Here is a 23468-nt window from a genome sequence, read left to right as displayed (position 1 = left end):
TTTCTATATAGAAGAAACTATGAGCATAAAAAAATCCCATTGCATTTTTTGCAATGGGATTTATAATAATATTGAAGTATTTTGCTCTTAACCAGCCATACTATCGGTTGTTCTTTTTACAGCCACTTTTCTTACTGCTTGTACAATTGCATTTTTATCGTAGCCACATTCGGCCCAAAGTTCGGGCTGTTCGCCATGTTCAACAAACTGATCGGGAATACCTAAGCGGATTACGTTGGCATGGTAACCATGATCGGCCATAAATTCTAAAACTGCAGAACCTACACCGCCCTGAAGCGAACCATCTTCTACCGTAATTACATGTTTATATTTAGCAAATACCTCATGCAGCATCTGTTCATCTAAAGGTTTAACAAAACGTAAATCGTAGTGTGCAGGGTAAAATCCTTCGGTATTCAGTTCAGCACGAGCCTCAACTGCGAAGTTGCCCACATGACCAATGGTAAGGAGTGCAACGTCTTCTCCATCACATATTTTACGGCCTTTGCCAATCTCCAATGCTTTAAACGGTCTTTTCCAATCGGGCATTACGCCATTACCGCGTGGGTAGCGAATTACGAAAGGACCGATGTTTTCTTGTTGCGCCGTAAACATCAGATTGCGCAATTCTTCTTCGTTCATCGGCGAAGAAACCACCAGGTTTGGAATACAACGCATATAGGCAATATCGTAAGCGCCATGGTGAGTTGCGCCATCAGCACCCGCTAAACCTGCCCTATCCAGGCAAAAAACAACATTCAGTTTTTGGATGGCGACATCGTGAATTACCTGATCGTACGCCCTTTGCATAAAGCTGGAATAGATGTTACAAAAAGGAACCAACCCTTGTGCTGCTAAACCTGCCGAGAAAGTTACGGCATGCTGTTCGGCTATGCCCACATCAAAGGCGCGCTTTGGCATGGCTTTCATCATGATGTTTAATGATGATCCTGAAGGCATGGCAGGCGTAATTCCCACAATTTTATCGTTTGCCTCGGCCAGTTCGACCATGGTATGCCCAAAAACATCCTGGTATTTGGGCGGCTGAGGTTTATCTGGAGTACTTTTTTTAATTTCTCCGGTAATCTTATCGAAAAGGCCTGGTGCGTGCCATTTGGTTTGGTCTTTTTCGGCTAATGCAAAACCTTTACCTTTTACTGTAACACAGTGTAACAATTTCGGGCCCGGAATTGCAGAAAGGTCTTTTATAACCTGTGCCAAACGTTTCACATCATGACCATCTACCGGACCAAAATACCTGAAATTTAAAGCTTCGAATAAATTACTCTGTTTAAGCAGGGTACCTTTAATGCTTTTCTCTATTTTCTTTACATACTTGTGTGCATTAGGGCCAAGTTTAGAAAGCCCGGCAAGCACATGTGAAATATCATCGCGAAAGCGGTTGTATGATTTTGAAATGGTGATGCTGGTTAGGTACTCTTTCAGTGCACCAACATTCGGGTCGATAGACATACAGTTATCATTTAAGATAACCAATACATTGCTGTTTTCGATCCCCGCATGGTTTAAGCCTTCAAAAGCTAAACCCGCTGTCATTGCGCCATCGCCAATTACAGCAACATGCTGCCTATCGGTTTCGCCTTTTAATTGCGAGGCAACAGCCATACCCAAAGCTGCAGATATAGAGGTAGATGAGTGGCCCACACCAAAGGTATCGTACTCACTTTCAGAAATTTTTGGGAAACCACTAATACCACCATATACACGGTTGGTGTGGAATAAATCTCTGCGGCCGGTAAGTATTTTATGGCCGTAAGCCTGGTGACCTACGTCCCAAACCAATTTATCATATGGTGTATTTAGTGCGTAATGTAGTGCTACTGTGAGTTCGACAACACCTAAACTGGCACCAAAATGGCCACCATTCACACTCACTACATCGATAATGTATTGTCGTAATTCCTGACTTATTTGTTCTAAGTCAGACTCGTTATATTGCTTTAAATCAGCGGGATAGTTGATTTTTGAAAGCAGGGGGCCAGCTTTTACTTGCATTCGGAATTTATGGTAAAAAACAAGATACAAAGTAAGGTAAATTTGTTTTAATATAGAAGAGAAAAATAACGGTTTATTATTGATGATTAAGCGGTTAGTGTCTAGGTGATTAGCGCTGGTGGGTAAGGGTTTAGCATTTGGCCTTTGATGAAGAGCAGCTAGTACTAAGTGTAGAGCTTTTTGAATTGGGGTTAGACTGTTAGGACCTAAAAATTTTCGTTATGTTTGCCCCTACGCATGCAGGCAGAGAATTTTGAAATAAAACTTCCGGTTTTCGAAGGCCCCTTCGATTTGTTGTTGTTCTTTATTGAACGCGATGAACTCAATATTCAGGATGTGGAGATTGCCAAGATTACTAACGATTTCCTGGCCTATATCCATCAGTTATTGGCGCTAAATGTAGAGGTAGCCAGTGAGTTTATTCTTGTTGCAGCAACTTTAATGCGCATTAAATCGAAAATGCTTTTGCCCAGGATTGAGATTGATGAGGCCGGAAACGAAATTAATGCTGAACAAGACCTGATCGCCCGACTTATAGCTTACAAACAGTTTAAATCGGCTGCCGAAGAAATGAAAGTTTTGGAAGATGGCCGGATGAAACAAGACCAACGGGGCAACATTGCTTTCGACTTAGGCCTGGCGGCTGCATCATCAACTCATCAGGACGAACTCCTCTCACTCGATTTATATAAACTTTTAACTGTTTATCATCGAACCATGCAGAAGTATGAACTGCGGAGCGAAGAGGTTAAACATACCGTAGTTCAATATCCTTATACTATTGAACAGCAAAAACATTTTATCGCCAATCTGTTAGATATCAATAAGCAGATAGATTTTGCCCTGGTGCTTAAAAATTCAGAAAATAAGGTGCATTTCGTGTACAATTTCCTGGCTATTTTAGAAATGTTGCAACAACAAATCGTAGAGATAACCATTGGAAGCGGCTTTAACAACTTTAATGTGAAAGCATTATCGTAATACCGCTTAAATTAGCTTTGAATTTCTTACTTTTGCAAAAAAAATACAAACCTAATATAACGATGACACGCGACAACCAAATTTTTGAACTTATTGATAAGGAGTTAAACCGCCAGGAGCATGGTTTAGAGCTTATTGCATCAGAAAACTTTGTAAGCAAGCAGGTAATGGAAGCTGCTGGTTCGGTATTAACCAATAAATATGCTGAAGGTTTACCAGGGAAACGTTACTATGGTGGTTGCCAGGTAGTAGATGTAGTAGAGCAAATTGCTATCGATAGGGCAAAACAATTATTTGGTGCAGCATGGGTTAACGTTCAGCCACACTCTGGTGCGCAGGCCAATGCGGCGGTTATGCTTGCTATTCTTCAGCCAGGCGATAAAATATTAGGTTTTGATCTTTCTCACGGGGGCACTTAACTCACGGTTCGCCGGTAAACTTTTCTGGTAAATTATATCAGCCATTATTTTATGGTGTTGAAAAAGAAACCGGATTAATCGATTATAAAAAATTGGAAGAAGTTGCTTTAGCAGAAAAACCAAAATTAATTATCTGCGGTGCATCTGCTTACTCGCGCGAGTGGGATTATGCTTTTATCCGTTCGGTAGCCGATAAAATCGGTGCTTTGGTTTTAGCTGATATTTCTCACCCTGCTGGTTTAATTGCCAAAGGTTTGTTGGCTAACCCACTTCCACATTGCCATATTGTAACTACTACTACCCACAAAACTTTACGTGGCCCACGTGGTGGTATGATTATGATGGGACAGGATTTCGAAAACCCATGGGGATTAAAAACACCTAAAGGCGAAATCCGTATGATGAGCAACTTATTGGATATGGCTGTTTTTCCAGGTACGCAAGGTGGTCCGTTAGAGCACATTATTGCTGCTAAAGCAATCGCTTTTGGTGAGGCTTTGAGTGAGGAGTATGGAACTTATATTAAACAAGTTGCTGCCAATGCACAAGCTATGGCCAAAGCATTTGTGGCTAAAGGATACGGAATTATTTCAGGCGGTACTGATAACCACTTAATGTTAATCGATCTTCGCAATAAAAACATTACCGGTAAAGTTGCTGAAAATGCTTTAGAAAGAGCTGAAATTACGGTAAACAAAAACATGGTGCCATTTGATGATAAATCGCCATTTGTAACCTCAGGTATCCGCGTAGGTACTGCGGCAATCACTACAAGAGGTTTAAAAGAAGCTGAAATGGAGAAAATTGTTGATTTAATTGATCAGGTATTAACAAACCCTGACGATGAAGCCAATATTAATGCTGTAAAAGCTGAGGTAATTAGCCTGGTTAGCGCATTTCCATTGTATAAATAATATAGCGCTTCAAAGCGTTTTTCTAAAAAGAGCCTTGCATAATGTGCAAGGCTCTTTCTTTTTATAGGCAGTGTAGGACTAAATTGTTAAGGGCTTTTTTGTTTTAATGCAAGTAAACTTGAATCTTATTCAAACATAAAAAGCAGTAAAAAGTAAAGGGCCGATATTCTTATGTGAAATATCGACCCTTACCATCTAAATTAACGCTCTCGAATATATAAACGAGAATTTATGCCAAATTGTTTTCTGCGAGGTGAAAAAAAAGTAATTATTTTTCGTAACAGCCTAAGGTTGAGGGGAAAAATCTTGAATTTTCTTTAAGGTCTTTATTCAGATAACTACTGAAGTAGGGATCTGCGTTTAAATCTTTACCCTTTTTTATAGTGGGGCTATTGGCTTGCACTTCAAAATTCTCTAATGCCTTATCAACAAAAAGTGGATCCGTGTTTAAAATGTTGCCGTTATTGTTGTAGCTGATGTTGGTGGTTCTGATTAAATTGTTCCATAAATTAAGCTGTACAACTGCCGAAGTTTTTCTTTGGATATCGAGCTCGTTAGTTAAACTGCCCCAGATGATATTATTGGTTAAATCTAACTGAAGTTTATTATAAGCATTAGTGGATAAATAATCGGAAAAGCTTAAAGCTGCTGTCTTTCGTGGAAAATTGAGGTTATAGCCTGCAAAAGTATTGTGTTTGAGGTTATAATTTCCGCCACCTACGGCATAAATAAGGTAATTGCCGCAATTATATAGGAGGTTGTTAAATGCCAAAAGCTCCGAATGGTAACCTATATATGCTGCAACCTGCATGTTTTTAATAATACTGCTGCTTAAAATCAATTTTGGGTTCGAGTTTAGGGATAAGGAATCGGAGGTGATACCTACCGATGCATTTTTGATAATAGCATGTTTGATTAGGCCATTTCCATTTCTTTTGATAAAAATTCCTTTCCATTGTCCGGGTTCGTCATGATATAATTTTTCTAGCCTATCGCTGCAAAACATTACTGGCTCGTTAACCGTTCCGTTAACAGTGAGTGTGCCTTCTACGTTTAGGTTGGCATCTTTATGAAAATAAATTTTGGTACCGGGTTGGATGGTAAGCGAATTACCGTTTTTAACGGTCAACGTACCATTAATAATATAAGGCAAGGCCTTTGCCCAAATGGTATTGGAGCCTATAACTGTATTGTTTACAAATATGGCATTCTGGCCGTAAGCCAAAAGCTGCACCACCTGCCTGTTTCCATTAGTGTTTAAAATAATAGAATCCTGCACTAAAAATGCCAGGTTTTGGATATTTGGATTAATGGTAACCTTTACAAAAAGGTTAATCGAATCCTGGCCATTTAAAATCAGGTCGTTTTTGTTTAAGAGGTTTTCCCCATTAATATTAATGCTGAAAGCAGAAGTATTACCTCCCGCTAGTTTTATTTCAGATATTTTAACCGCGTCATTATTTTTATTGGCAATTTTTATTCTTTTCGTTACCGATCCTACCGAAGTAAAAATGGTATCAAATAAAATTTCGAGATTAGAAATGTTTAGTTTGGCGTTTGGATCAGTGGTTATATGTTCTCCTTTGCGGCAGGCCGATACCATGAAAATAACCAATAACGCCAGGCCAATATTAAAACGCATAAATCAAACTTATAAAAATGTTTGAGGAGTTACAACAAGGCTCAAAAATAATAGTTGCCTTTATTAGCCAAAAGCTACAGTAGTAGTCTTTTCCATAGCAGAATTTAAAAGCTCGTTTGCCGTGGCTCATGTTTTTCTGTTAATTACTATGTCCTTTCCAAATGAAATGAGTTTATTCAAAATCTGTTTAGAAATTCTGAGAGTTCATTTTATACATAATAAAATGTGACCGTCATAACCAGTACCCATGTTTTTAGATCCTCTTGGTGTAATTTTATCTCAACTATAAAATAATGATTATACTTCTTGACGCCTGATCTGCATAGCTATTCCACTACTTATAATATTATTTCCTGCTGTAAACCATTAAGTTAGCCTAATATCCCCAAAAAATCGATAAAAGGATTTGTGCGGGTTGTAATTTTTCCTACCTTTGCAACCCGCTCGGAAGGAGAGGGGATTAGTTGAAAAGCGTACAATGGTGAGGATGGGGCGAGATTTATTTTAAAATAAAGCTTGCATGAAGGAAAAAGATTGTTACCTTTGCAGCCCGCTCCTGAAGGAGAGGGAAGCTGGATAAAACCGGCACTTGAAATAGTGGGAAGCAGGAAAAAATAAAACGAAAAAATAAAAATTATTTTATTTGGAAGTTAAAAAAAGATTCCTACCTTTGCACTCCCAACGATAAGGAAGGGTAAAAAAGCTGAGCGGCGGATGTCGCGGAAAGCAAACGAAAAAAGATTGAAACAGGCGAAAACTGAAAGCGGGACGAATAAGACCGGCAGAAACCAAGCCCTGAAGATATATAGAAAGGCAACCGCGAGGTGATGCCGATAAGTTCTTAAAAGAGATGTCAATGTAGCGAAAGCGGGTTTAATGAAGTACTGGTCGAAGTACATGATTAAGGAGCTTTATTTTAAAGGTGATGTCTAACAGACAAAACAAAAGAAGACTATTTTTAACAATAGTTAAAACTGGTCAGAATCAAAACAACATTTTACAATGGAGAGTTTGATCCTGGCTCAGGATGAACGCTAGCGGCAGGCCTAATACATGCAAGTCGAACGCGATTAAAGGGCTTGCTCTTTATGAAAGTGGCGCACGGGTGCGTAACGCGTATGCAACCTACCTTTATCAGGGGATAGCCCGGAGAAATCCGGATTAACACCGCATAAAATCACAGGATAGCATTATTCAATGATCAAATATTTATAGGATAAAGATGGGCATGCGTGTCATTAGCTAGTTGGCGGGGTAACGGCCCACCAAGGCGACGATGACTAGGGGATCTGAGAGGATGGCCCCCCACACTGGTACTGAGACACGGACCAGACTCCTACGGGAGGCAGCAGTAAGGAATATTGGTCAATGGAGGCAACTCTGAACCAGCCATGCCGCGTGCAGGAAGACTGCCCTATGGGTTGTAAACTGCTTTTATCCGGGAATAAACCTACTTACGTGTAAGTAGCTGAATGTACCGGAAGAATAAGGATCGGCTAACTCCGTGCCAGCAGCCGCGGTAATACGGAGGATCCAAGCGTTATCCGGATTTATTGGGTTTAAAGGGTGCGTAGGCGGCCTGTTAAGTCAGGGGTGAAAGACGGTAGCTCAACTATCGCAGTGCCCTTGATACTGATGGGCTTGAATGGACTAGAGGTAGGCGGAATGAGACAAGTAGCGGTGAAATGCATAGATATGTCTCAGAACACCGATTGCGAAGGCAGCTTACTATGGTCTTATTGACGCTGAGGCACGAAAGCGTGGGGATCAAACAGGATTAGATACCCTGGTAGTCCACGCCCTAAACGATGAACACTCGCTGTTGGCGATACACAGTCAGCGGCTAAGCGAAAGCGTTAAGTGTTCCACCTGGGGAGTACGCCCGCAAGGGTGAAACTCAAAGGAATTGACGGGGCCCGCACAAGCGGAGGAGCATGTGGTTTAATTCGATGATACGCGAGGAACCTTACCCGGGCTTGAAAGTTAGTGAATGATTTAGAGATAGATCAGTGAGCAATCACACGAAACTAGGTGCTGCATGGCTGTCGTCAGCTCGTGCCGTGAGGTGTTGGGTTAAGTCCCGCAACGAGCGCAACCCCTATGTTTAGTTGCCAGCATGTAATGATGGGGACTCTAAACAGACTGCCTGTGCAAACAGAGAGGAAGGAGGGGACGACGTCAAGTCATCATGGCCCTTACGTCCGGGGCTACACACGTGCTACAATGGATGGTACAGAGGGCAGCTACATAGCAATATGATGCGAATCTCACAAAGCCATTCACAGTTCGGATTGGGGTCTGCAACTCGACCCCATGAAGTTGGATTCGCTAGTAATCGCGTATCAGCAATGACGCGGTGAATACGTTCCCGGGCCTTGTACACACCGCCCGTCAAGCCATGGAAGCTGGGGGTACCTAAAGTATGTAACCGCAAGGAGCGTCCTAGGGTAAAACCGGTAACTGGGGCTAAGTCGTAACAAGGTAGCCGTACCGGAAGGTGCGGCTGGAATACCTCCTTTCTGGAGTAGCGTCACCTACTCGCTTCGCAACATGATATTTCACAACAAGAGAAACAAGAAACACCCAGAAGAAAACGGTGGGCTACTATAAAGGTAAGCTTAACGGAACTTAAAGATGGGGTAAGCCAAAGGAAGCAGTAGCGGTAAGGTACTATATACTGCGAAGCGCTTGCCTTAAACCATAGTCCCGTAGCTCAGCCTGGTTAGAGCACTACACTGATAATGTAGGGGTCTCCAGTTCAAATCTGGACGGGACTACATTACAACAACCTTTTGGGGGATTAGCTCAGCTGGCTAGAGCGCCTGCCTTGCACGCAGGAGGTCAACGGTTCGACTCCGTTATTCTCCACCAAATACAGACACTGTCAGGATTGATGGTCTACATTGACATAATTAAGAAAAGAAGAAACGCCATGGGGCACTGATGTACAACAAAAGAAGGACATCGGAAAACGGTTCGAGACCGCAGTTTTTTACTAACGAAGCTGATACGAAGCTTAAGGAAGGGCACATGACACCCTGTACTTTTATACCTTCGGTTTTCAGCCTCAGTAAAGTTCTTTGACATATTGGAAGAAGTTAAAAAAGAAGAGCAAACAACAATAGGCGACTGTTGTGTTTGTGCTCACCACTCAAATGAGCAATCAGATGAGGGGTATGAGACATCATAACAAGAGCAAAAAAGCATACCATGCGGCGCAAAAGGCGCATGAGTAGAAGAAAGTAATAAAGAGTACACGGGGGATGCCTTGGCTCTCAGAGGCGATGAAGGACGTGATAAGCTGCGATAAGCTTCGGGTATTTGCAAATAGGAATTGATCCGAAGATTTCCGAATGGGGCAACCCGGCATGTTGAAGACATGTCACATATAATGAGCAAACCTGCCGAACTGAAACATCTAAGTAAGCAGAGGAAGAGAAAATAACAATGATTTCCTGAGTAGTGGCGAGCGAAAGGGAAAGAGCCCAAACCTACTTTGTTACGGCAAAGTGGGGGTTGTAGGACTGCAACGTGGCATTAGCAAACAGAAGTGGAACGGGATGGGAAGCCCGGCGATACATGGTGATAGCCCAGTACACGTATAGAATGCTAGCCTAGCAGTATCCTGAGTACCGCGAGGTCGGAGACGCCTTGTGGGAATTTGCCGGCACCATCCGGTAAGGCTAAATACTCCTGAGAGACCGATAGTGAACCAGTACCGTGAGGGAAAGGTGAAAAGAACCCCGAACAGGGGAGTGAAATAGAACCTGAAACCGTGTACTTACAAGCGGTCGGAGCGTACAAGTTGCGTGACGGCGTGCCTTTTGCATAATGAGCCTACGAGTTACTCTTCTCTGGCAAGGTTAAGTGCTTCAGGCACGGATCCGAAGCGAAAGCGAGTCTGAATAGGGCGTATAGTCAGAGGAGGTAGACGCGAAACCTTGTGATCTACCCATGGACAGGTTGAAGGTGCGGTAACACGTACTGGAGGACCGAACCGATAAACGTTGAAAAGTTTCCGGATGATCTGTGGGTAGGGGTGAAAGGCTAATCAAACTGGGAAATAGCTCGTACTCCCCGAAATGTTTTTAGGAACAGCGTCGACGTTGAGTTATATAGAGGTAGAGCTACTGATTGGGTGCGGGGGAGTCAAATCCTACCAAATCCAGACAAACTCCGAATGCTATATAATATAGTCGGCAGTGAGGCGCGGGGTGCTAAGGTCACGCGCCGAGAGGGAAAGAACCCAGACCATCAGCTAAGGTCCCCAAGTTACAGTTAAGTTGAACTAACGAGGTCCGATTGCACAGACAGCTAGGATGTTGGCTTGGAAGCAGCCATTCATTTAAAGAGTGCGTAACAGCTCACTAGTCGAGCGATCGGGCATGGATAATAAACGGGCATTAAATTGTACACCGAAGCTATGGGATTGAAATATATCGGTAGGGGAGCATTCTAGCGGCAGTGAAGGTATCTGGTAATGGGTGCTGGAGCTTCTAGAAAAGCAAATGTAGGCATAAGTAACGATAAGGCGGGCGAGAAACCCGCCCACCGAAAGGATAAGGTTTCCTGATCAACGCTAATCGGATCAGGGTTAGTCGGGACCTAAGGAGAACCCGAAGGGGAAATTCGATGGACAACTGGTTAATATTCCAGTACTTTTTATAACTGCGATGTGGGGACGGAGTAGTGACACTGCCGCGATCTGACGGAATAGATCGTTAAAGGTTGTAGGTATACCGATGGTAGGCAAATCCGCCAACGGTGCTGAAAACTGATAGTACCGCGAGGCTTCGGCTGAGTGGATAGCGCAGGTAATCAGACTTCCAAGAAAAACCGCTAAGCTTCAGGTTATAAAAACCCGTACCGCAAACCGACACAGGTATCCGGGAAGAGGATTCTAAGGTGCTCGAGTGAATCATGGCTAAGGAACTCGGCAAAATGGCCCTGTAACTTCGGGAGAAGGGGCGCTTGCAGCAATGTAAGCCGCAGTGAAAAGGCCCAGGCGACTGTTTAACAAAAACACATGGCTTTGCAAAATCGAAAGATGAAGTATAAGGCCTGACACCTGCCCGGTGCTGGAAGGTTAAGAGGGGATGTCATCCGCAAGGAGAAGCATTGAATCGAAGCCCCAGTAAACGGCGGCCGTAACTATAACGGTCCTAAGGTAGCGAAATTCCTTGTCGGGTAAGTTCCGACCTGCACGAATGGTGTAACGATCTGGGCGCTGTCTCAGCCATGAGCTCGGTGAAATTGTGGTCCCGGTGAAGACGCCGGGTACCCGCAACGGGACGGAAAGACCCCATGCACCTTCACTACAATTTAACATTGACATTGGGTACAGGATGTGTAGGATAGGTGGGAGGCTTTGAAGCGGCGTCGCTAGGCGTCGTGGAGCCAACGTTGAAATACCACCCTTTCTGTATTCGGTGTCTAATCCCGCTCAGCGGGAGACATTGTTTGATGGGTAGTTTGACTGGGGTGGTCGCCTCCAAAAAGGTAACGGAGGCTTTCAAAGGTAAGCTCAATACGCTTGGTAACCGTATGAGGAGTGCAATAGCATAAGCTTGCTTGACTGTGAGACATACAGGTCGATCAGGGTCGAAAGACGGATATAGTGATCCGGTGGTTCTGCATGGAAGGGCCATCGCTCAAAGGATAAAAGGTACGCTGGGATAACAGGCTGATCTCCCCCAAGAGCTCATATCGACGGGGAGGTTTGGCACCTCGATGTCGGCTCGTCACATCCTGGGGCTGGAGAAGGTCCCAAGGGTTCGGCTGTTCGCCGATTAAAGTGGCACGCGAGCTGGGTTCAGAACGTCGCGAGACAGTTCGGTCCCTATCTGTTGTGGGCGTAGGAATTTTGAGTGGGGCTGACCTTAGTACGAGAGGACCGGGTTGGACTAGCCTCTAGTGAATCTGTTGTTCCGCCAGGGGCATTGCAGAGTAGCTACGCTGGGAATAGATAAGCGCTGAAAGCATCTAAGTGCGAAACTAGCCACGAGATGAGAATTCCATATAGGACCGTAGCAGACTACTACGTTGATAGGCTACAGATGTAAAGCTGGTGACAGCACAGTCGAGTAGTACTAATCATCCGAAGCTTTCAAAGCAAACAGACTGTTGTTTGTTCTTCAAACTAACTTCTTTCAATAATATGTCATTTAAGCTCGAGATAGCTTATCTAAAGAAATTTAGGTGCCTATATCGGTGGTGTCCACCTCTTCCCATTCCGAACAGAGAAGTTAAGCCCACCAGAGCCGATGGTACTGCGGTAACACGTGGGAGAGTAGGTCGGTGCCAAATCTTATAAGAAACCCTTTAACAAAACTGTTAAAGGGTTTTCTTCGTTTATAGGGTTTTCTTGTTTTATGCCTATTGTAACAGAAAGCTGAAAGGCCAAAGCTTTTCGGATGGTAAGGATATGTTCTATAAAGCCTTCTTAATGCCCTTCATTCCTTAATGATAAAGAACTTTTTATAGGCTACAAACGGCAGTAAAATAGCCCTGATGGTAGTGGAAATCTCTTTTGGCTCGAATAGAACATACCTAAGCTGGCGTTACTCGTCCAAAAGGATTGCAACGAATAGCAGCACAGAACCTTTACCATTAGCACTGCTTTTGCGCTACTGAATGAATATAAAAAAGTAATGATTGATTAAGCTTTGGCTTCTTCTTTAACAGCAAGCTGACCACAGGCTGCATCGATATCTTTACCTCTGCTACGGCGAATATTGGTATTAATACCCTGGCTCTTCAAATAGTTTGAAAAAGCATCTATTTTATCACCTTCTGCGTTAGTAAAATCAGCAAATGAAATCGGGTTATACTCAATCAAGTTTACCTTACATGGAATGTGCTTGCAGAACTTGGCCAAATCCATCGCATCTGAAATTTCATCATTAAAATGATTGAAAACAATGTATTCGTAAGTTACCGGGTTTTTAGTTTTGGCAAAATAGTATTTCAAAGCCTCTGCTAGCGACTTTAGTGAGTTAGCCTCGTTAATCGGCATAATTTCGTTACGCTTCTCGTCATTAGCTGCATGTAATGATAAGGCCAGATTAAATTTAGCGCCATCATCGCCCAGTTTCTTGATCATTTTAGCGATACCAGCCGTAGAGACAGTAATGCGCTTATAACTCATGTTTAAGCCATCTGGTGCAGTTATGCGTTCGATGGACTTTAATACGTTAGCATAGTTTAACAGCGGCTCTCCCATACCCATATACACAATATTGGTAAGCGGATTGTTATAGTTTTCTTTAGCCTGTTTATCTATTAATACAACCTGATCATAAATCTCATCGGCATTTAAATTACGCTTACGGTCCATATAACCTGTTGCACAAAACTTACAGGTTAAACTGCAGCCTACCTGAGAGCTTACACAGGCCGTCATGCGGTCTTCTAAAGGGATTAGAACCCCTTCAACGATGTTTCCATCGGCCAGTTTAAAGGTATTTTTAATGGTATGGTCGTTACTGAACTGCGAGTTATTAACCTGGACAGCATTAATGGTAAAAGTTTCGTCTAAAGCTTTTCTTAAGTCTTTAGAAAGATTGCTCATTTGTTCGAAACTCGTTGCCGATTTTTCCCAAAGCCATTGATAAATCTGTTTAGCCCTGAATGCAGGTTGTTGCATTGCAGTAAGATGTTGTTGCAATTGTGGCAGATCTAACGCACGAATATCGGTTTTTTTTGCTGTTACCATTTGCTGCAAAGGTACTTAAAAAAGCTGGAAGGCAGAAAAAATGAAGTTTTAACCTATTACAAATGAATAAATTTTACATTAATACGCAGCCAGAAAGAATTCCGATACTGCTAGATAACCACATAAGGGAACATAATATTTCTGGTCGTACCGGGCAAATACAGTGTGCTTTATCTTTCTGAAAATACCCACATACCGAAAATCGCCAATGGTTCTGATCAGAAAAATAATTGCAATACCATAGCGGAGGTAGTGCGGTACATCGATTTCGAAATGAAAGTTATGTGCAAAGGTTATGGCTGCAAAAGCAAGTAAGCCCAGAGCTACAACCAGCGTACCGATTTTTCCGGGATTGAAAATAAGCTGATGTTGCGCCGTAGTGGGCAAGGCAGCATTCATACCCCATTTCCCGCCGGCCATCCAGTAAAAATGAACACCTGCCAGAAAAAGAAAAATTGTTGTATTGAGGTAAATGATGCTGTTCATTAGCGCCCGCGTTTGCGTGAATGTGATTTATCTGTTGATTTCGGCCTGGATGATTTAGCATTACGGTTAGCCGAATTGCTTTTAGCTGTGCTTTTTTTTGGCCCTCCCTGAGCCGGATATTTTTTACCAGCTGCTTTTGGCTTAAACTGTTTCTTTGGTTGCTCTTCGCGGAGTTCCGGAATTTCTTCCCAGGCGTTTGGTTTTTTCTTTGCGGTACTTTTCGATTTTGGTTTAGCTTCTGAAGAGGAATTTTCGATGCTTTTGGTAATGCTGTTCATCTCGTCTTCGGTAAGTTCCCTGAATTCGCCCGTTGGAATACCCTTTAGGCTAATGTTCATGATCCGGGTGCGTTCTAACCGGGTAACTTCATATCCGAAATGTTCGCACATTCTGCGGATTTGCCTGTTTAAGCCCTGGATCAGGATAATATTAAACACAAAGGTACTGATTTGCCTTACCTTACATTTACGGGTATTTACACCTAAAATAGGCACCCCATTGCTCATTTCGAAAATAAAATCTTCGGTAATGGGTTTGTTAACCGTAACGATATATTCTTTCTCGTGCTTATTCCCTGCCCGTAAAATTTTGTTAACGATATCGCCATTGTTGGTCAGGAAAATTAAACCCGATGAATCTTTATCTAAACGGCCAATGGGAAAAATCCTTTCACTGTAGTTTACATAATCTACAATATTATCGCGTACACCACTTTCGGTTGTACTGGTAATGCCTACCGGCTTATTAAAGGCAAGCAAAACGAAACTGCTTTCTTCTTTAGGTTCGATGTTATGCCCGTTAACCATCACTTTATCGCCGGCAAAAACCTGATCGCCAACTTTAGCCCTTTTTCCATTAATGAAAACCGTTCCTTTTTCAATGTAACGGTCTGCTTCACGGCGCGAACATAGTCCACTTTCGCTGATGAATTTATTTAAACGGGTGGCAGAGTTGTTGTTCATACTGCAATTTTACGGAAATAAATTGTGTTATCCATTCGATAGGTTGGCAACAAATTGATCGAGGGTACTTTTAAGTGCCGCTAAGGTTTCTGCATCCGAAATAGTAGCTTCTTGGTTAATTTTAGTTTTAGCATAAGGAATTAACAATGGATATACTTCTGCCTCAATAACCGTTAAAATATCAATTAAAGATTGGTACGCTTTTTCACCCTGCGAGGAAGCAACGATAGCTAAAACGGGTTTTCTAGAAAAGGAGGAGGAGCTTACAGTCCAGTCCATTACATTTTTCAAGCTACCTGGAAGCCCCATTGCATATTCGGGAGTGGAAATTAAAATTCCATCTGCCTGACTCATACTTTTTCTGAGTTGTTCGACCTGTTGAGGCGGGTGCATGGTATCTGAATCGGGGTTAAAATGTGGAAGATCTGCAATAGAATCGAGGGTGGTTACCTCGTATTCAGCGCCCAGCAGTTGGGCGATGGCCGCAATAAATAGGAGGTTGGTAGATGCTGTTTTGGTACTACCGCAAATTGCAAATATTTTCTTCATGGCTAAAATTAGCAAAGTGAAAATGCAATACAAAAGCAGGGAGGTAATACAACCGTCATTTCAGAGGAACAGTAATGCACCAAATCTGTTTCCCATGAAATGACGGGTATAATTTTACTTAAAAACTCTGGTCATCGGCACTCGGACCATAGCTACCTGGTAAAGGAATATTTAATAACCTTAAATAAACCCCCAGTTGCGCACGGTGGTGTGCGGTTTGGCTAAGGGCATGGCGGATAGTTTCGTATTTGGTATAATCAGCCAAAATTTGTTCGCCATTTCTCAAAGTCCATTTTTCTGATAGCACTCCTTCATTTGTTTTTTCGAGTTCTGTTTTGCCGCTGGCATAGCTTTCTTCCAAAAGTTTGGTTAAATCGGCAGCAGTTTCGATTTTCTTCTCCTCGTATGGTACTGCAGCAAAATCAAGCCCGTCGGTTGTAAGTGCCATCGCAATCCAACCTGGTAATTCGGCAATGTGGCCGGCCAATGATTTCATTTTCATACTTTTCTCGTGCGGAGCCCAATCAAATTTATCAACTGGTACCAGGGCCATAAATTTTTTTGTCGTATTAAATTCTGCCTCTAACTCTTTCAATAATGCTTTAATAATGTCCATATTTTTTTGTTTTGTTTTTTCTGCTGTGTGTAAGTCCATCAGTAATAAATCGGCAATGCTCATGATTTTGATGTTTGTTTAAACAAAGAAAACATGGCCGACTGACAACCCTATGGCAGTGTAAAAAAAATATTTTAATAATTTACAGGCAGCAGGTGCATGTAATCGTTTAAAGGCATGTGTGTTGATTTTCTGAAGGAAATACCCAGATTTTTGATGCAGATAATCCGGGTGAGGTTAAAATCGCGGTACTCATTGCGGTAGTGGCACCAGGCAATTAAATGCCAGCTAAAAGCATAAAAAATTAATCCAATTGGTTCTACTTCCCGTTTGCTTACTTCTTCTTTGTTGTTTTTATAATCGAGTTCAATAATATGTTTCTCGGCAATGGCCTGCTGAATGAGCGATAAATACTCAAAATTAAAATTAAGCCTTTCGGGTATCTGCAGTTTAATGTGCTGGTTCATGGTTTCCAGCTTTTCTTTCTGGTTGCTTTTGAGAACCGATTTTACTTTGGTAAGTGCGGTGGAATAATGCGCCCGGATAGAATGATCGGCAAAACCATTTACCAGGCTTTCTACCAAAAGGAGGGCATTGGCCTCTTCCATATTAAAAGAAACAGGAGGTAAAAAATAACCCTGCACCAAGTAGTAACCTTTGTGCTGCTCGAAACTTACCGGAATACCCTGTTCGCCCAGGGCTTTAATATCGCGGTAAACCGTACGGATACTCATGTCAAACCGTTCTGCAATTTTTTCGGCGGTAATGTATTTTTTAGATTGGAGTAGAGTTAATATGCCGAAAAGGCGATCGATACGGTTCATGTTTGGTTTTTATTAGGCGATGTATAAAATTAAAGTTTTTTGTGCAGATTTCTTGTGGTACGTTATTTGTAAACAATAAAAAGATATCAATTTTACCTGTTAGGCCGTTTATAATGGTGGTGGGGGTATATAATCTGAAATATGGCGGCTGTAATTCAAAAGCGTTTTTTCCGGGCAGTAAAAAGTAAAGTAATTATAGGTTTCTTATTGGCCTGTTTTGCCTTGCTGATGGCATGGGGGATCAGTAAGTTTGCCTTTACGCGTATGCTGGATACAGTTGAGGAAATTTCGGCACCAAATGATCGTTTAAGGATTGTGAATGATCTTTCGCATAAAATTGCCAGGCTTGATCAGTTGCAGCGCGATGAAGCATTTAATAAGCAGGGCAATTACAGTTTTCTGAAAGAATCACGCAAATTACGTTCTAGTTTAGATACGCTCAGGAGCTTATATCGGGGCGATTCGGCACAGCTGGTGCGTATAAAATCTATCAAGAACCTGCTCTCTGATCGCGATAAACAATTTGTAAACTACCTGAAAGTGAGAGAAACTTTGGTAAATACCAAATCGTTCTCTGATGAAGTTCAGAAATTGAATGAACTGGTGGCCACACGTGCAAGGCAAACAGACAGCGCCATATTAACCACCGAAACAACTACATCTACCACTACCGTTGCTCCGGAGGAAGAGAAAAAATCGCGTAGTATTTTTGCCAAGATCTTTGGAAAGAAAAAATCAGAAGCCTACAAGATTATTAATGAAGAGTTTAAAGTTAAACGCGATACTTTAAATGCGAAGGCCGAAGATAGCATTATGAAAAGTATGACCGGTTCGTTAAAAAATATCGAACAGGAGCAACGCCAGAAAAGCCAGAAATTTTTAAAACGGGAAGCTGATCTATCCAATGCCAGTAATGCATTAACGGCACAAATGCTACAAATTTTGCGCGAGGTTGAAGGACAAGCTGTAGCGCAGGTTGATTTAAACGGTATTCAGGCCAAGGAAGTGGTAAACGACGGGATTACACAAATTACGATCATCATCCTCGCATTTTTTCTGCTTACCGTTATTCTGCTCTATTTAATTCTTGCCGATATTACCCGAAGCAATAAATACAGGAAGGCATTGGAGCAGGCCAAGGATGAGGCCGAGTACCATGGTAAAGCCAAACAGCGTTTTCTTTCCAACATGAGTCACGAGATCAGAACGCCGCTGCAATCGATACTGGGTTATGCCGAATTAATTACCCAGCAGGATGTACCCCAGAAAAAAGATATCGATGCCATTTATCAGTCATCTATCCATTTGTTGCAGATTGTAAATGAAGTATTGGATTACAACAGGATCATTTCTGGCGAGTTCCGTTTTAATCATCAGGTATTCGATATTAAAAATGTTTTAGACGAAGTGATTTCGGTAATGCGTCCGCTGGCCGAACAGAAATCGCTGCAGTTAATTGTAGATTTAGGCCTTGATCACCTCGAATCGGTTAAAGGTGATGCTTTCAGGTTAAAGCAAATTTTATTTAACCTTTTGGGCAATGCGGTTAAATTTACTTTAAAGGGCGAAATAAAACTGGCAGTTTCTTATAAAAAGCAAGGTAACGACCTGCATTTTCATTTTACCATACAGGATACCGGAATTGGTTTTGAAGAAAAAGACCAGGCCAAAATTTTCAATGAATTTGAGCAGATTGAATCGCCCGAAAAATACATCATCAATCAGGCCGGTACAGGTTTGGGCTTACCCATTGTAAAATCGTTAATTGAAACACAGGGTGGACGGATTTATGTTAAAAGCAAACCTGGCATCGGTACTACGTTTAATATTTACCTCAAATATGAACATACTACTGAGCGCGTTTATAATGAACGCGATTTAGAAAATTATACCATTGTAAATCCGGGGACAGTATGGGTAATTGACGATGACAGGCTGATTTTGGAGCTTTGTGGTACAATCTTTCAGAAGAATAAAATCCCTTTTAGAAGTTTTACCCAGGTGGCCGATATTTTGCACGCGAAGCCTGAAGATGATTTAAAATATGTACTGATTGATATGCGGATGCCTGAAATGACAGGCTTTGAGCTTTGCCATTTACTAAGGAAAAAACTGTCTGATTCGGTTAAATTTTATGCCATAACCGCGCAGGTTTTGCCCGAGGAGCGTGAAATGGTTTTAAGTGATGGTTTTGACGGCTTGATTATGAAACCATTCAGAGCGATAGATATCTTATCTATTTTTGATAAAGCTGCAATTTTAACCGAGCAACCCGAATTTGATTTTTCGGCTATAGAAAAAATGACTTTCGGCGATCAGCAGTTGCTGGAAAAAATAATGGATAGGTTTAAACAGGATTCTATCGATGACCTGGCTGCTATAAAAGCGCACCTTGAAGAAAACGATCAGGATAAAAGCAGATTAATTGTGCACCGGCTTGCGGGTAGAACAGGGCAATTAGGCGCTAAAACGCTGGCTAACTCATTTAGGTTGTTAGAAATTGAAATTGCCGGGAAAGGATTAACCAGGCAAATTAAAGCCGATGTTTCTGTACAGATTAAAAAACTAGCGGATTTGATTGCTGTAATGGAAGAAATGAATTATACAGATTAACGATTACTCAATACCGTAACGCTCCATTTTCGCATATAAGGTTTTGCGATCGATATTTAACATTTTTGCCGCTTTTGATTTGTTGTGCTTAACTTTAATCAGCGTTTCGGCAATGAGTGTTTTTTCGTTCTGTTCATTAACAGCCTTTAAATCAGAAGAACTTCCGGGCTGCGTTTGCTGATGAACAGCAATCATCATTTCATCTGGTAGGGCTTCTATCTGCGCCACCTCGCCCGGACTTAGCAAAACCATTCGTTTAATTACATTGCTTAACTCGCGCAGGTTACCCGGCCAATCGTAATGGAGTAGAAGTGATTTTGCCTCGGCCGATACGCTTTTAACGTTACGTTCAAGGTCACGGTTCGCCAGTTGTATAAAATGATTGATGAATAATTCAAGATCACCCCCCCGCTCGCGTAAAGGCGGAAGCTGGATTTTAAATTCGTTCAAACGGTGGTATAAATCTTCGCGAAACTCTCCCTGCTGTATGCTGTTGGCCAAATCATCGTTGGTAGCGGTAACGATGCGAACATTAACCGGAATTTGTTTGGTGCTGCCCAGCGGCTGGATTACTCTTTCCTGTAAAGCCCGCAGTAGTTTAATCTGCACTTCGTAACTCAGGTTTCCAACTTCATCTAAAAATAGGGTTCCGCCGTTTGCCGCTTCGAACTGTCCTTTTTTATCGTTTAAAGCACCGGTAAAAGCTCCTTTAATATGCCCGAATAATTCGCTGGCTGCCAAATCTTTCGATAATGCGCCACAATCTATTGCCACAAAGGGCTTGTCGGCACGTTTACTCTGCTGATGCAACGTTCGGGCTGCAAATTCTTTTCCGGTACCACTTTCACCCTGAATAATTACCGACATATCGGTAGGTGCTACCAGGTTAATGTGGCCGTATAGTTTATCGGCAATGGCACTTTTGCCTTTTATAAAATCGCTGTTTATCTGTTCAGGTTCCGTGCTTTTTAAATCCTTTTTAGCTAAAGAGTTCTTAATTACCATTAAAAGCTCATCTGGATTAACCGGTTTGGTAATATAATCGAATGCACCTAGCTGGATAGATCTTACAGCGGTACGCACATCATTAAAGCTGGTCATAATAATTACCGGAATGGATATCCCCTGATCACGAAGGTGGTTAAGCACATCAAAGCCAGTTCCATCTGGCAGGCGGTAATCGATTAATAGTAGTTCAAATTCGTTATTTTCAATCTGTTTAAAAGACTGTTTTACATGGGTTACAAGGGTAATCGCGTGATCGTTTTTTGTTAAAAAACCTTCAAGTAATTGAGCAAAAGTAGTATCATCTTCTAAAATCAGGATTCTCGCCATGTAACAAAAATAAGAAAAGCCGGACATAATCCGGCTTTCTTATACTAGGTAGATGTAATATTTGGGTTTTATTGTACGGGTTTACCGTCTTTGTCAATTTTCACAGAACCTGTTTCTGCTTCTTTTTTAACATTGATTAAGTAATACTCCTTGGTTCCTTCTTTAACAGACCATGCTTCAGTAGCGGTCCATCCTTTATATGCATCAGATTTTAATGCAGTTTTAACTGGCTCAGGTAGTTCTTCTAATTTAATCGGAGTTTTTACTGCGCTATCTTGAACTGCAACAATTGCAGCATTTTTCATTGTATTTACTTCACTTGCCTGTACTGCTGAGAATCCTGCAAAAGCTAAGAACGCAGCTGATAAAATTAATTTTTTCATTTTTTTTAATTTGAGGTGATGCGTAGCACAAAGGCTACGCTTATATTAATTATGCCTGAACGGCGCTTATACAATTTAAATTATTGAACTGGTTTACCGTCTTTGTCAATTTTCACAGAACCTGTTTCTGCTTCTTTTTTAACATTGATTAAGTAATACTCTTTTGTTCCTTCTTTAACCGACCATGCCTCAGTAGCGGTCCATCCTTTATATGCATCAGATTTTAATGCTTTAGCTACCGGCTCAGGTAATTCTTCTAATTTAACCGGAGTTTTCACTGCGCTATCTTGAACTGCTACAATTGCAGTAGGTTTTAAATCTTTAACTTCACTTGCTTTTACGGTTGAGAATCCTGCTAATGCTAATACTGTTGCTGCTAATACGAACTTTTTCATAGTATGATTTTTAAAATTTAATTTATGTAACAATACTTGCTAAGGTTTCATAATGGTGCCAAAACTGGCACAGATTGTTAATCTTCTGATTATTAATTATTTATTGTTTTGTATGGTTTTACAATGTGTGGAGTTCCTCCACACATTGGGGAGAATAACTACAGGTATGGTCAACTTTTGAGGTTAAATAATAGGCTGTGCTGGTTAAGACACCTTGCTTTTAAATATTTTTGATTTAATTTTTTTAAAAAGAGATTTTTTTTCTATCATTGCAGCCCGATTAAAAGCCTCCTTAGCTCAGCTGGTAGAGCAACTGACTTGTAATCAGTAGGTCATTGGTTCGATTCCGATAGGAGGCTCTTTTTCTTTCTTCCCTTACCACCTTATTATTATAAAATCATTTTATTTAGCCGTCAATATATTTTGATGCCTTGGTTTAATCCACTTAATTTGCAGGTATGCTTAAATACTTTTCTGCCGATTGGATTTTTCCTGTAAGTAGTTCGCCAATTAAAAATGGTGTAATTGCGGTAAATGCCGCCGGTGAAATACAACAGGTGTTAACTGCTGCAACGGCAAAAAATCTGGATGTAGGTCATCATAAAGGCGCTATTGTTCCCGGCTTTATCAATACGCATTGCCATTTAGAGCTTTCGCACATGCTGGGGTTGATACCGGAAAAGACTGGTTTGGTAGAATTTGTTCAATCTATTATTAAAAGCAGGCAGAGCGATACCTTACAGATTGAATTGGCTATGCAAAAGGCTGATCAGCAAATGTTTGAAAACGGGATTGTTGCCGTTGGCGATATTGCTAACCAGATCGTTTCAAAAGCAATAAAGCAAAACAGTAAAATACACTACTATACTTTTGTAGAGGCAATGGGCTTTAATCCCGAACGTGCAGCGGCAATAATGGATTATACCAAAGGAATTAGAGAGGCATTTAGTCCGCTCTCAGCTGCTGTGGTTCCCCATGCACCATATTCTGTTTCTCCTGAATTGTTCAGGTTAATTAATACCGAAGCACAAAATGAAGGGAGTTTAATCAGTGTACATAATCAGGAAACTGTTGATGAAAATGCTTTTTTTGAAGATAAAACAGGCGGGTTTTTAGCTTTGTACCAATTTTTGGGATTGGACATTTCGTTTTTCGAACCCACTAAAAAAACATCGTTGCAAAGCTGGCTGCCTTATATAGCGAAACAAAAAACCTTGCTGGTACACAATACAGTTTCGAACCGGGCCGACGTGGAGTTTGCCAAACAAAACAATTCAAATTTATACTGGTGCCTTTGTCCGCTGGCCAACTTATATATAGAAAATGCGTTGCCCGATGTTGATCTACTTGTAGAGGAAGGTGTGAAAATTACTTTAGGGACCGATAGTCTGGCCAGTAACCATCAGCTTAATATATTAGCCGAAATGAAAACCCTTCAGGAATATAAACAGGTTGATTTTGAAAAACTTTTACAATGGGCAACCATTAATGGTGCCGAATTTCTTGGATTGGATGAACGGTTAGGTACGATAGAAATTGGTAAAACACCAGGGTTAAACCTCGTACAGCTTTCAGAAGGTTTTATTATTGAAAGTGATCAAGTAACAAGATTAATTTAG

The 23468-nt window shown here is 41.5% G+C and carries 14 protein-coding genes, 3 tRNA genes, 3 rRNA genes and 1 pseudogene; 10 read left to right on the top strand and 11 right to left on the bottom strand.

Going from position 1 to position 23468, the window contains the following annotated elements; genetic code table 11:
* Positions 1 to 87: 87 nt before the first annotated feature.
* Positions 88 to 2016 (bottom strand): 1-deoxy-D-xylulose-5-phosphate synthase, encoded by a 1929-nt coding sequence (gene dxs, locus G7074_RS07815; protein WP_124562088.1) that lies wholly within the window; start codon positions 2014 to 2016, stop codon positions 88 to 90.
* Between the two features lie 237 nt (positions 2017 to 2253).
* Here dxs and G7074_RS07810 point away from each other — a divergent pair, with 237 nt between their 5' ends.
* Positions 2254 to 2997, top strand: coding sequence for a ScpA family protein (locus G7074_RS07810; RefSeq protein ID WP_039475817.1), 744 nt, complete (start codon positions 2254 to 2256; stop codon positions 2995 to 2997).
* Between the two features lie 62 nt (positions 2998 to 3059).
* Positions 3060 to 4330 (top strand): annotated as a pseudogene (gene glyA, locus G7074_RS07805) (serine hydroxymethyltransferase).
* A gap of 268 nt (positions 4331 to 4598) precedes the next feature.
* Here glyA and G7074_RS07800 read toward each other — a convergent pair.
* The gene (locus tag G7074_RS07800) at positions 4599 to 5972 is read right to left on the bottom strand and encodes a hypothetical protein (protein WP_166207775.1); all 1374 of its coding nucleotides are present in this window, start codon (positions 5970 to 5972) and stop codon (positions 4599 to 4601) included.
* Positions 5973 to 6971: 999 nt separating this feature from the next.
* On the opposite strand from G7074_RS07800, the gene G7074_RS07795 reads away from it, so the two are divergent.
* From G7074_RS07795 to rrf, 5 genes are all read left to right on the top strand, one after another.
* Positions 6972 to 8491 (top strand): 16S ribosomal RNA (locus G7074_RS07795).
* A 183-nt stretch (positions 8492 to 8674) separates the two neighbouring features.
* Positions 8675 to 8749, top strand: a tRNA-Ile gene (locus tag G7074_RS07790).
* A gap of 17 nt (positions 8750 to 8766) precedes the next feature.
* Positions 8767 to 8843, top strand: a tRNA-Ala gene (locus tag G7074_RS07785).
* Positions 8844 to 9208: 365 nt separating this feature from the next.
* Positions 9209 to 12084: ribosomal RNA gene (locus G7074_RS07780) — 23S ribosomal RNA — on the top strand.
* An 82-nt stretch (positions 12085 to 12166) separates the two neighbouring features.
* Positions 12167 to 12278, top strand: a 5S ribosomal RNA gene (rrf, locus tag G7074_RS07775).
* Together the 16S, 23S and 5S rRNA genes with 2 tRNA genes alongside form the textbook arrangement of a ribosomal RNA operon.
* A gap of 352 nt (positions 12279 to 12630) precedes the next feature.
* On the opposite strand, the gene rlmN is transcribed toward rrf, so the two are convergent.
* The 6 genes from rlmN to G7074_RS07745 all read right to left on the bottom strand — a co-directional run bounded on the left by rlmN (position 12631) and on the right by G7074_RS07745 (position 17123).
* Complete coding sequence (gene rlmN, locus G7074_RS07770) at positions 12631 to 13686, bottom strand: 23S rRNA (adenine(2503)-C(2))-methyltransferase RlmN (RefSeq protein ID WP_166207773.1); 1056 nt, start codon at positions 13684 to 13686, stop codon at positions 12631 to 12633.
* 78 nt (positions 13687 to 13764) lie between these two features.
* Positions 13765 to 14172, bottom strand: a complete 408-nt coding sequence (locus G7074_RS07765) for a DUF3995 domain-containing protein (protein ID WP_166207770.1) — start codon at positions 14170 to 14172, stop codon at positions 13765 to 13767.
* Complete coding sequence (gene rluF, locus G7074_RS07760) at positions 14172 to 15134, bottom strand: 23S rRNA pseudouridine(2604) synthase RluF (protein ID WP_166207768.1); 963 nt, start codon at positions 15132 to 15134, stop codon at positions 14172 to 14174. Before rluF ends, G7074_RS07765 begins: the two co-directional genes overlap by 1 nt.
* Before the next feature lie 27 nt (positions 15135 to 15161).
* Positions 15162 to 15683 carry an NADPH-dependent FMN reductase gene (locus G7074_RS07755; RefSeq protein WP_166207765.1) on the bottom strand — a complete coding sequence of 174 codons (522 nt, stop codon included), beginning with the start codon at positions 15681 to 15683 and terminating at the stop codon, positions 15162 to 15164.
* A 118-nt stretch (positions 15684 to 15801) separates the two neighbouring features.
* Entirely contained in the window at positions 15802 to 16362 is a 561-nt protein-coding gene (locus G7074_RS07750) for a DinB family protein (protein WP_233603925.1), read from the bottom strand.
* Positions 16363 to 16433: 71 nt separating this feature from the next.
* A complete protein-coding gene (locus G7074_RS07745; protein WP_166207762.1) occupies positions 16434 to 17123 on the bottom strand; it encodes a YafY family protein in 690 nt (229 codons plus the stop codon).
* Between the two features lie 141 nt (positions 17124 to 17264).
* On the opposite strand from G7074_RS07745, the gene G7074_RS07740 reads away from it, so the two are divergent.
* A complete protein-coding gene (locus G7074_RS07740) occupies positions 17265 to 19736 on the top strand; it encodes an ATP-binding protein (RefSeq protein WP_166207759.1) in 2472 nt (823 codons plus the stop codon).
* Between the two features lie 3 nt (positions 19737 to 19739).
* Here the strand turns inward: G7074_RS07740 and G7074_RS07735 are convergent, their stop codons facing one another.
* From G7074_RS07735 to G7074_RS07725, 3 genes are all read right to left on the bottom strand, one after another.
* Entirely contained in the window at positions 19740 to 21071 is a 1332-nt protein-coding gene (locus G7074_RS07735; RefSeq protein ID WP_166207756.1) for a sigma-54 dependent transcriptional regulator, read from the bottom strand.
* Between the two features lie 68 nt (positions 21072 to 21139).
* Complete coding sequence (locus G7074_RS07730) at positions 21140 to 21454, bottom strand: hypothetical protein (protein ID WP_166207754.1); 315 nt, start codon at positions 21452 to 21454, stop codon at positions 21140 to 21142.
* Positions 21455 to 21534: 80 nt separating this feature from the next.
* The gene (locus tag G7074_RS07725) at positions 21535 to 21849 is read right to left on the bottom strand and encodes a hypothetical protein (RefSeq protein WP_124561113.1); all 315 of its coding nucleotides are present in this window, start codon (positions 21847 to 21849) and stop codon (positions 21535 to 21537) included.
* A gap of 286 nt (positions 21850 to 22135) precedes the next feature.
* Between G7074_RS07725 and G7074_RS07720 the strand changes: the two genes are divergently transcribed.
* Positions 22136 to 22208: transfer RNA gene (locus tag G7074_RS07720), tRNA-Thr, on the top strand.
* A gap of 99 nt (positions 22209 to 22307) precedes the next feature.
* Positions 22308 to 23468, top strand: a complete 1161-nt coding sequence (locus tag G7074_RS07715) for an amidohydrolase family protein (protein ID WP_166207751.1) — start codon at positions 22308 to 22310, stop codon at positions 23466 to 23468.

The sequence above is a fragment of the Pedobacter sp. HDW13 genome (assembly GCF_011303555.1).
Taxonomy (GTDB): Bacteria; Bacteroidota; Bacteroidia; order Sphingobacteriales; family Sphingobacteriaceae; genus Pedobacter.
This window is presented reverse-complemented; position numbering and strand designations above follow the sequence as displayed.

Excerpts from the sequence above, each read along its gene's own strand:
- dxs (WP_124562088.1), bottom strand. The coding sequence starts at position 2,016 with ATGCAAGTAAAAGCTGGCCCCCTGCTTTCAAAAATCAACTATCCCGCT.
- G7074_RS07810 (WP_039475817.1), top strand. The coding sequence starts at position 2,254 with ATGCAGGCAGAGAATTTTGAAATAAAACTTCCGGTTTTCGAAGGCCCC.
- G7074_RS07800 (WP_166207775.1), bottom strand. The coding sequence starts at position 5,972 with ATGCGTTTTAATATTGGCCTGGCGTTATTGGTTATTTTCATGGTATCG.
- rlmN (WP_166207773.1), bottom strand. The coding sequence starts at position 13,686 with ATGGTAACAGCAAAAAAAACCGATATTCGTGCGTTAGATCTGCCACAA.
- G7074_RS07765 (WP_166207770.1), bottom strand. The coding sequence starts at position 14,172 with ATGAACAGCATCATTTACCTCAATACAACAATTTTTCTTTTTCTGGCA.
- rluF (WP_166207768.1), bottom strand. The coding sequence starts at position 15,134 with ATGAACAACAACTCTGCCACCCGTTTAAATAAATTCATCAGCGAAAGT.
- G7074_RS07755 (WP_166207765.1), bottom strand. The coding sequence starts at position 15,683 with ATGAAGAAAATATTTGCAATTTGCGGTAGTACCAAAACAGCATCTACC.
- G7074_RS07750 (WP_233603925.1), bottom strand. The coding sequence starts at position 16,362 with ATGAGCATTGCCGATTTATTACTGATGGACTTACACACAGCAGAAAAA.
- G7074_RS07745 (WP_166207762.1), bottom strand. The coding sequence starts at position 17,123 with ATGAACCGTATCGATCGCCTTTTCGGCATATTAACTCTACTCCAATCT.
- G7074_RS07740 (WP_166207759.1), top strand. The coding sequence starts at position 17,265 with ATGGCGGCTGTAATTCAAAAGCGTTTTTTCCGGGCAGTAAAAAGTAAA.
- G7074_RS07735 (WP_166207756.1), bottom strand. The coding sequence starts at position 21,071 with ATGGCGAGAATCCTGATTTTAGAAGATGATACTACTTTTGCTCAATTA.
- G7074_RS07730 (WP_166207754.1), bottom strand. The coding sequence starts at position 21,454 with ATGAAAAAATTAATTTTATCAGCTGCGTTCTTAGCTTTTGCAGGATTC.
- G7074_RS07725 (WP_124561113.1), bottom strand. The coding sequence starts at position 21,849 with ATGAAAAAGTTCGTATTAGCAGCAACAGTATTAGCATTAGCAGGATTC.
- G7074_RS07715 (WP_166207751.1), top strand. The coding sequence starts at position 22,308 with ATGCTTAAATACTTTTCTGCCGATTGGATTTTTCCTGTAAGTAGTTCG.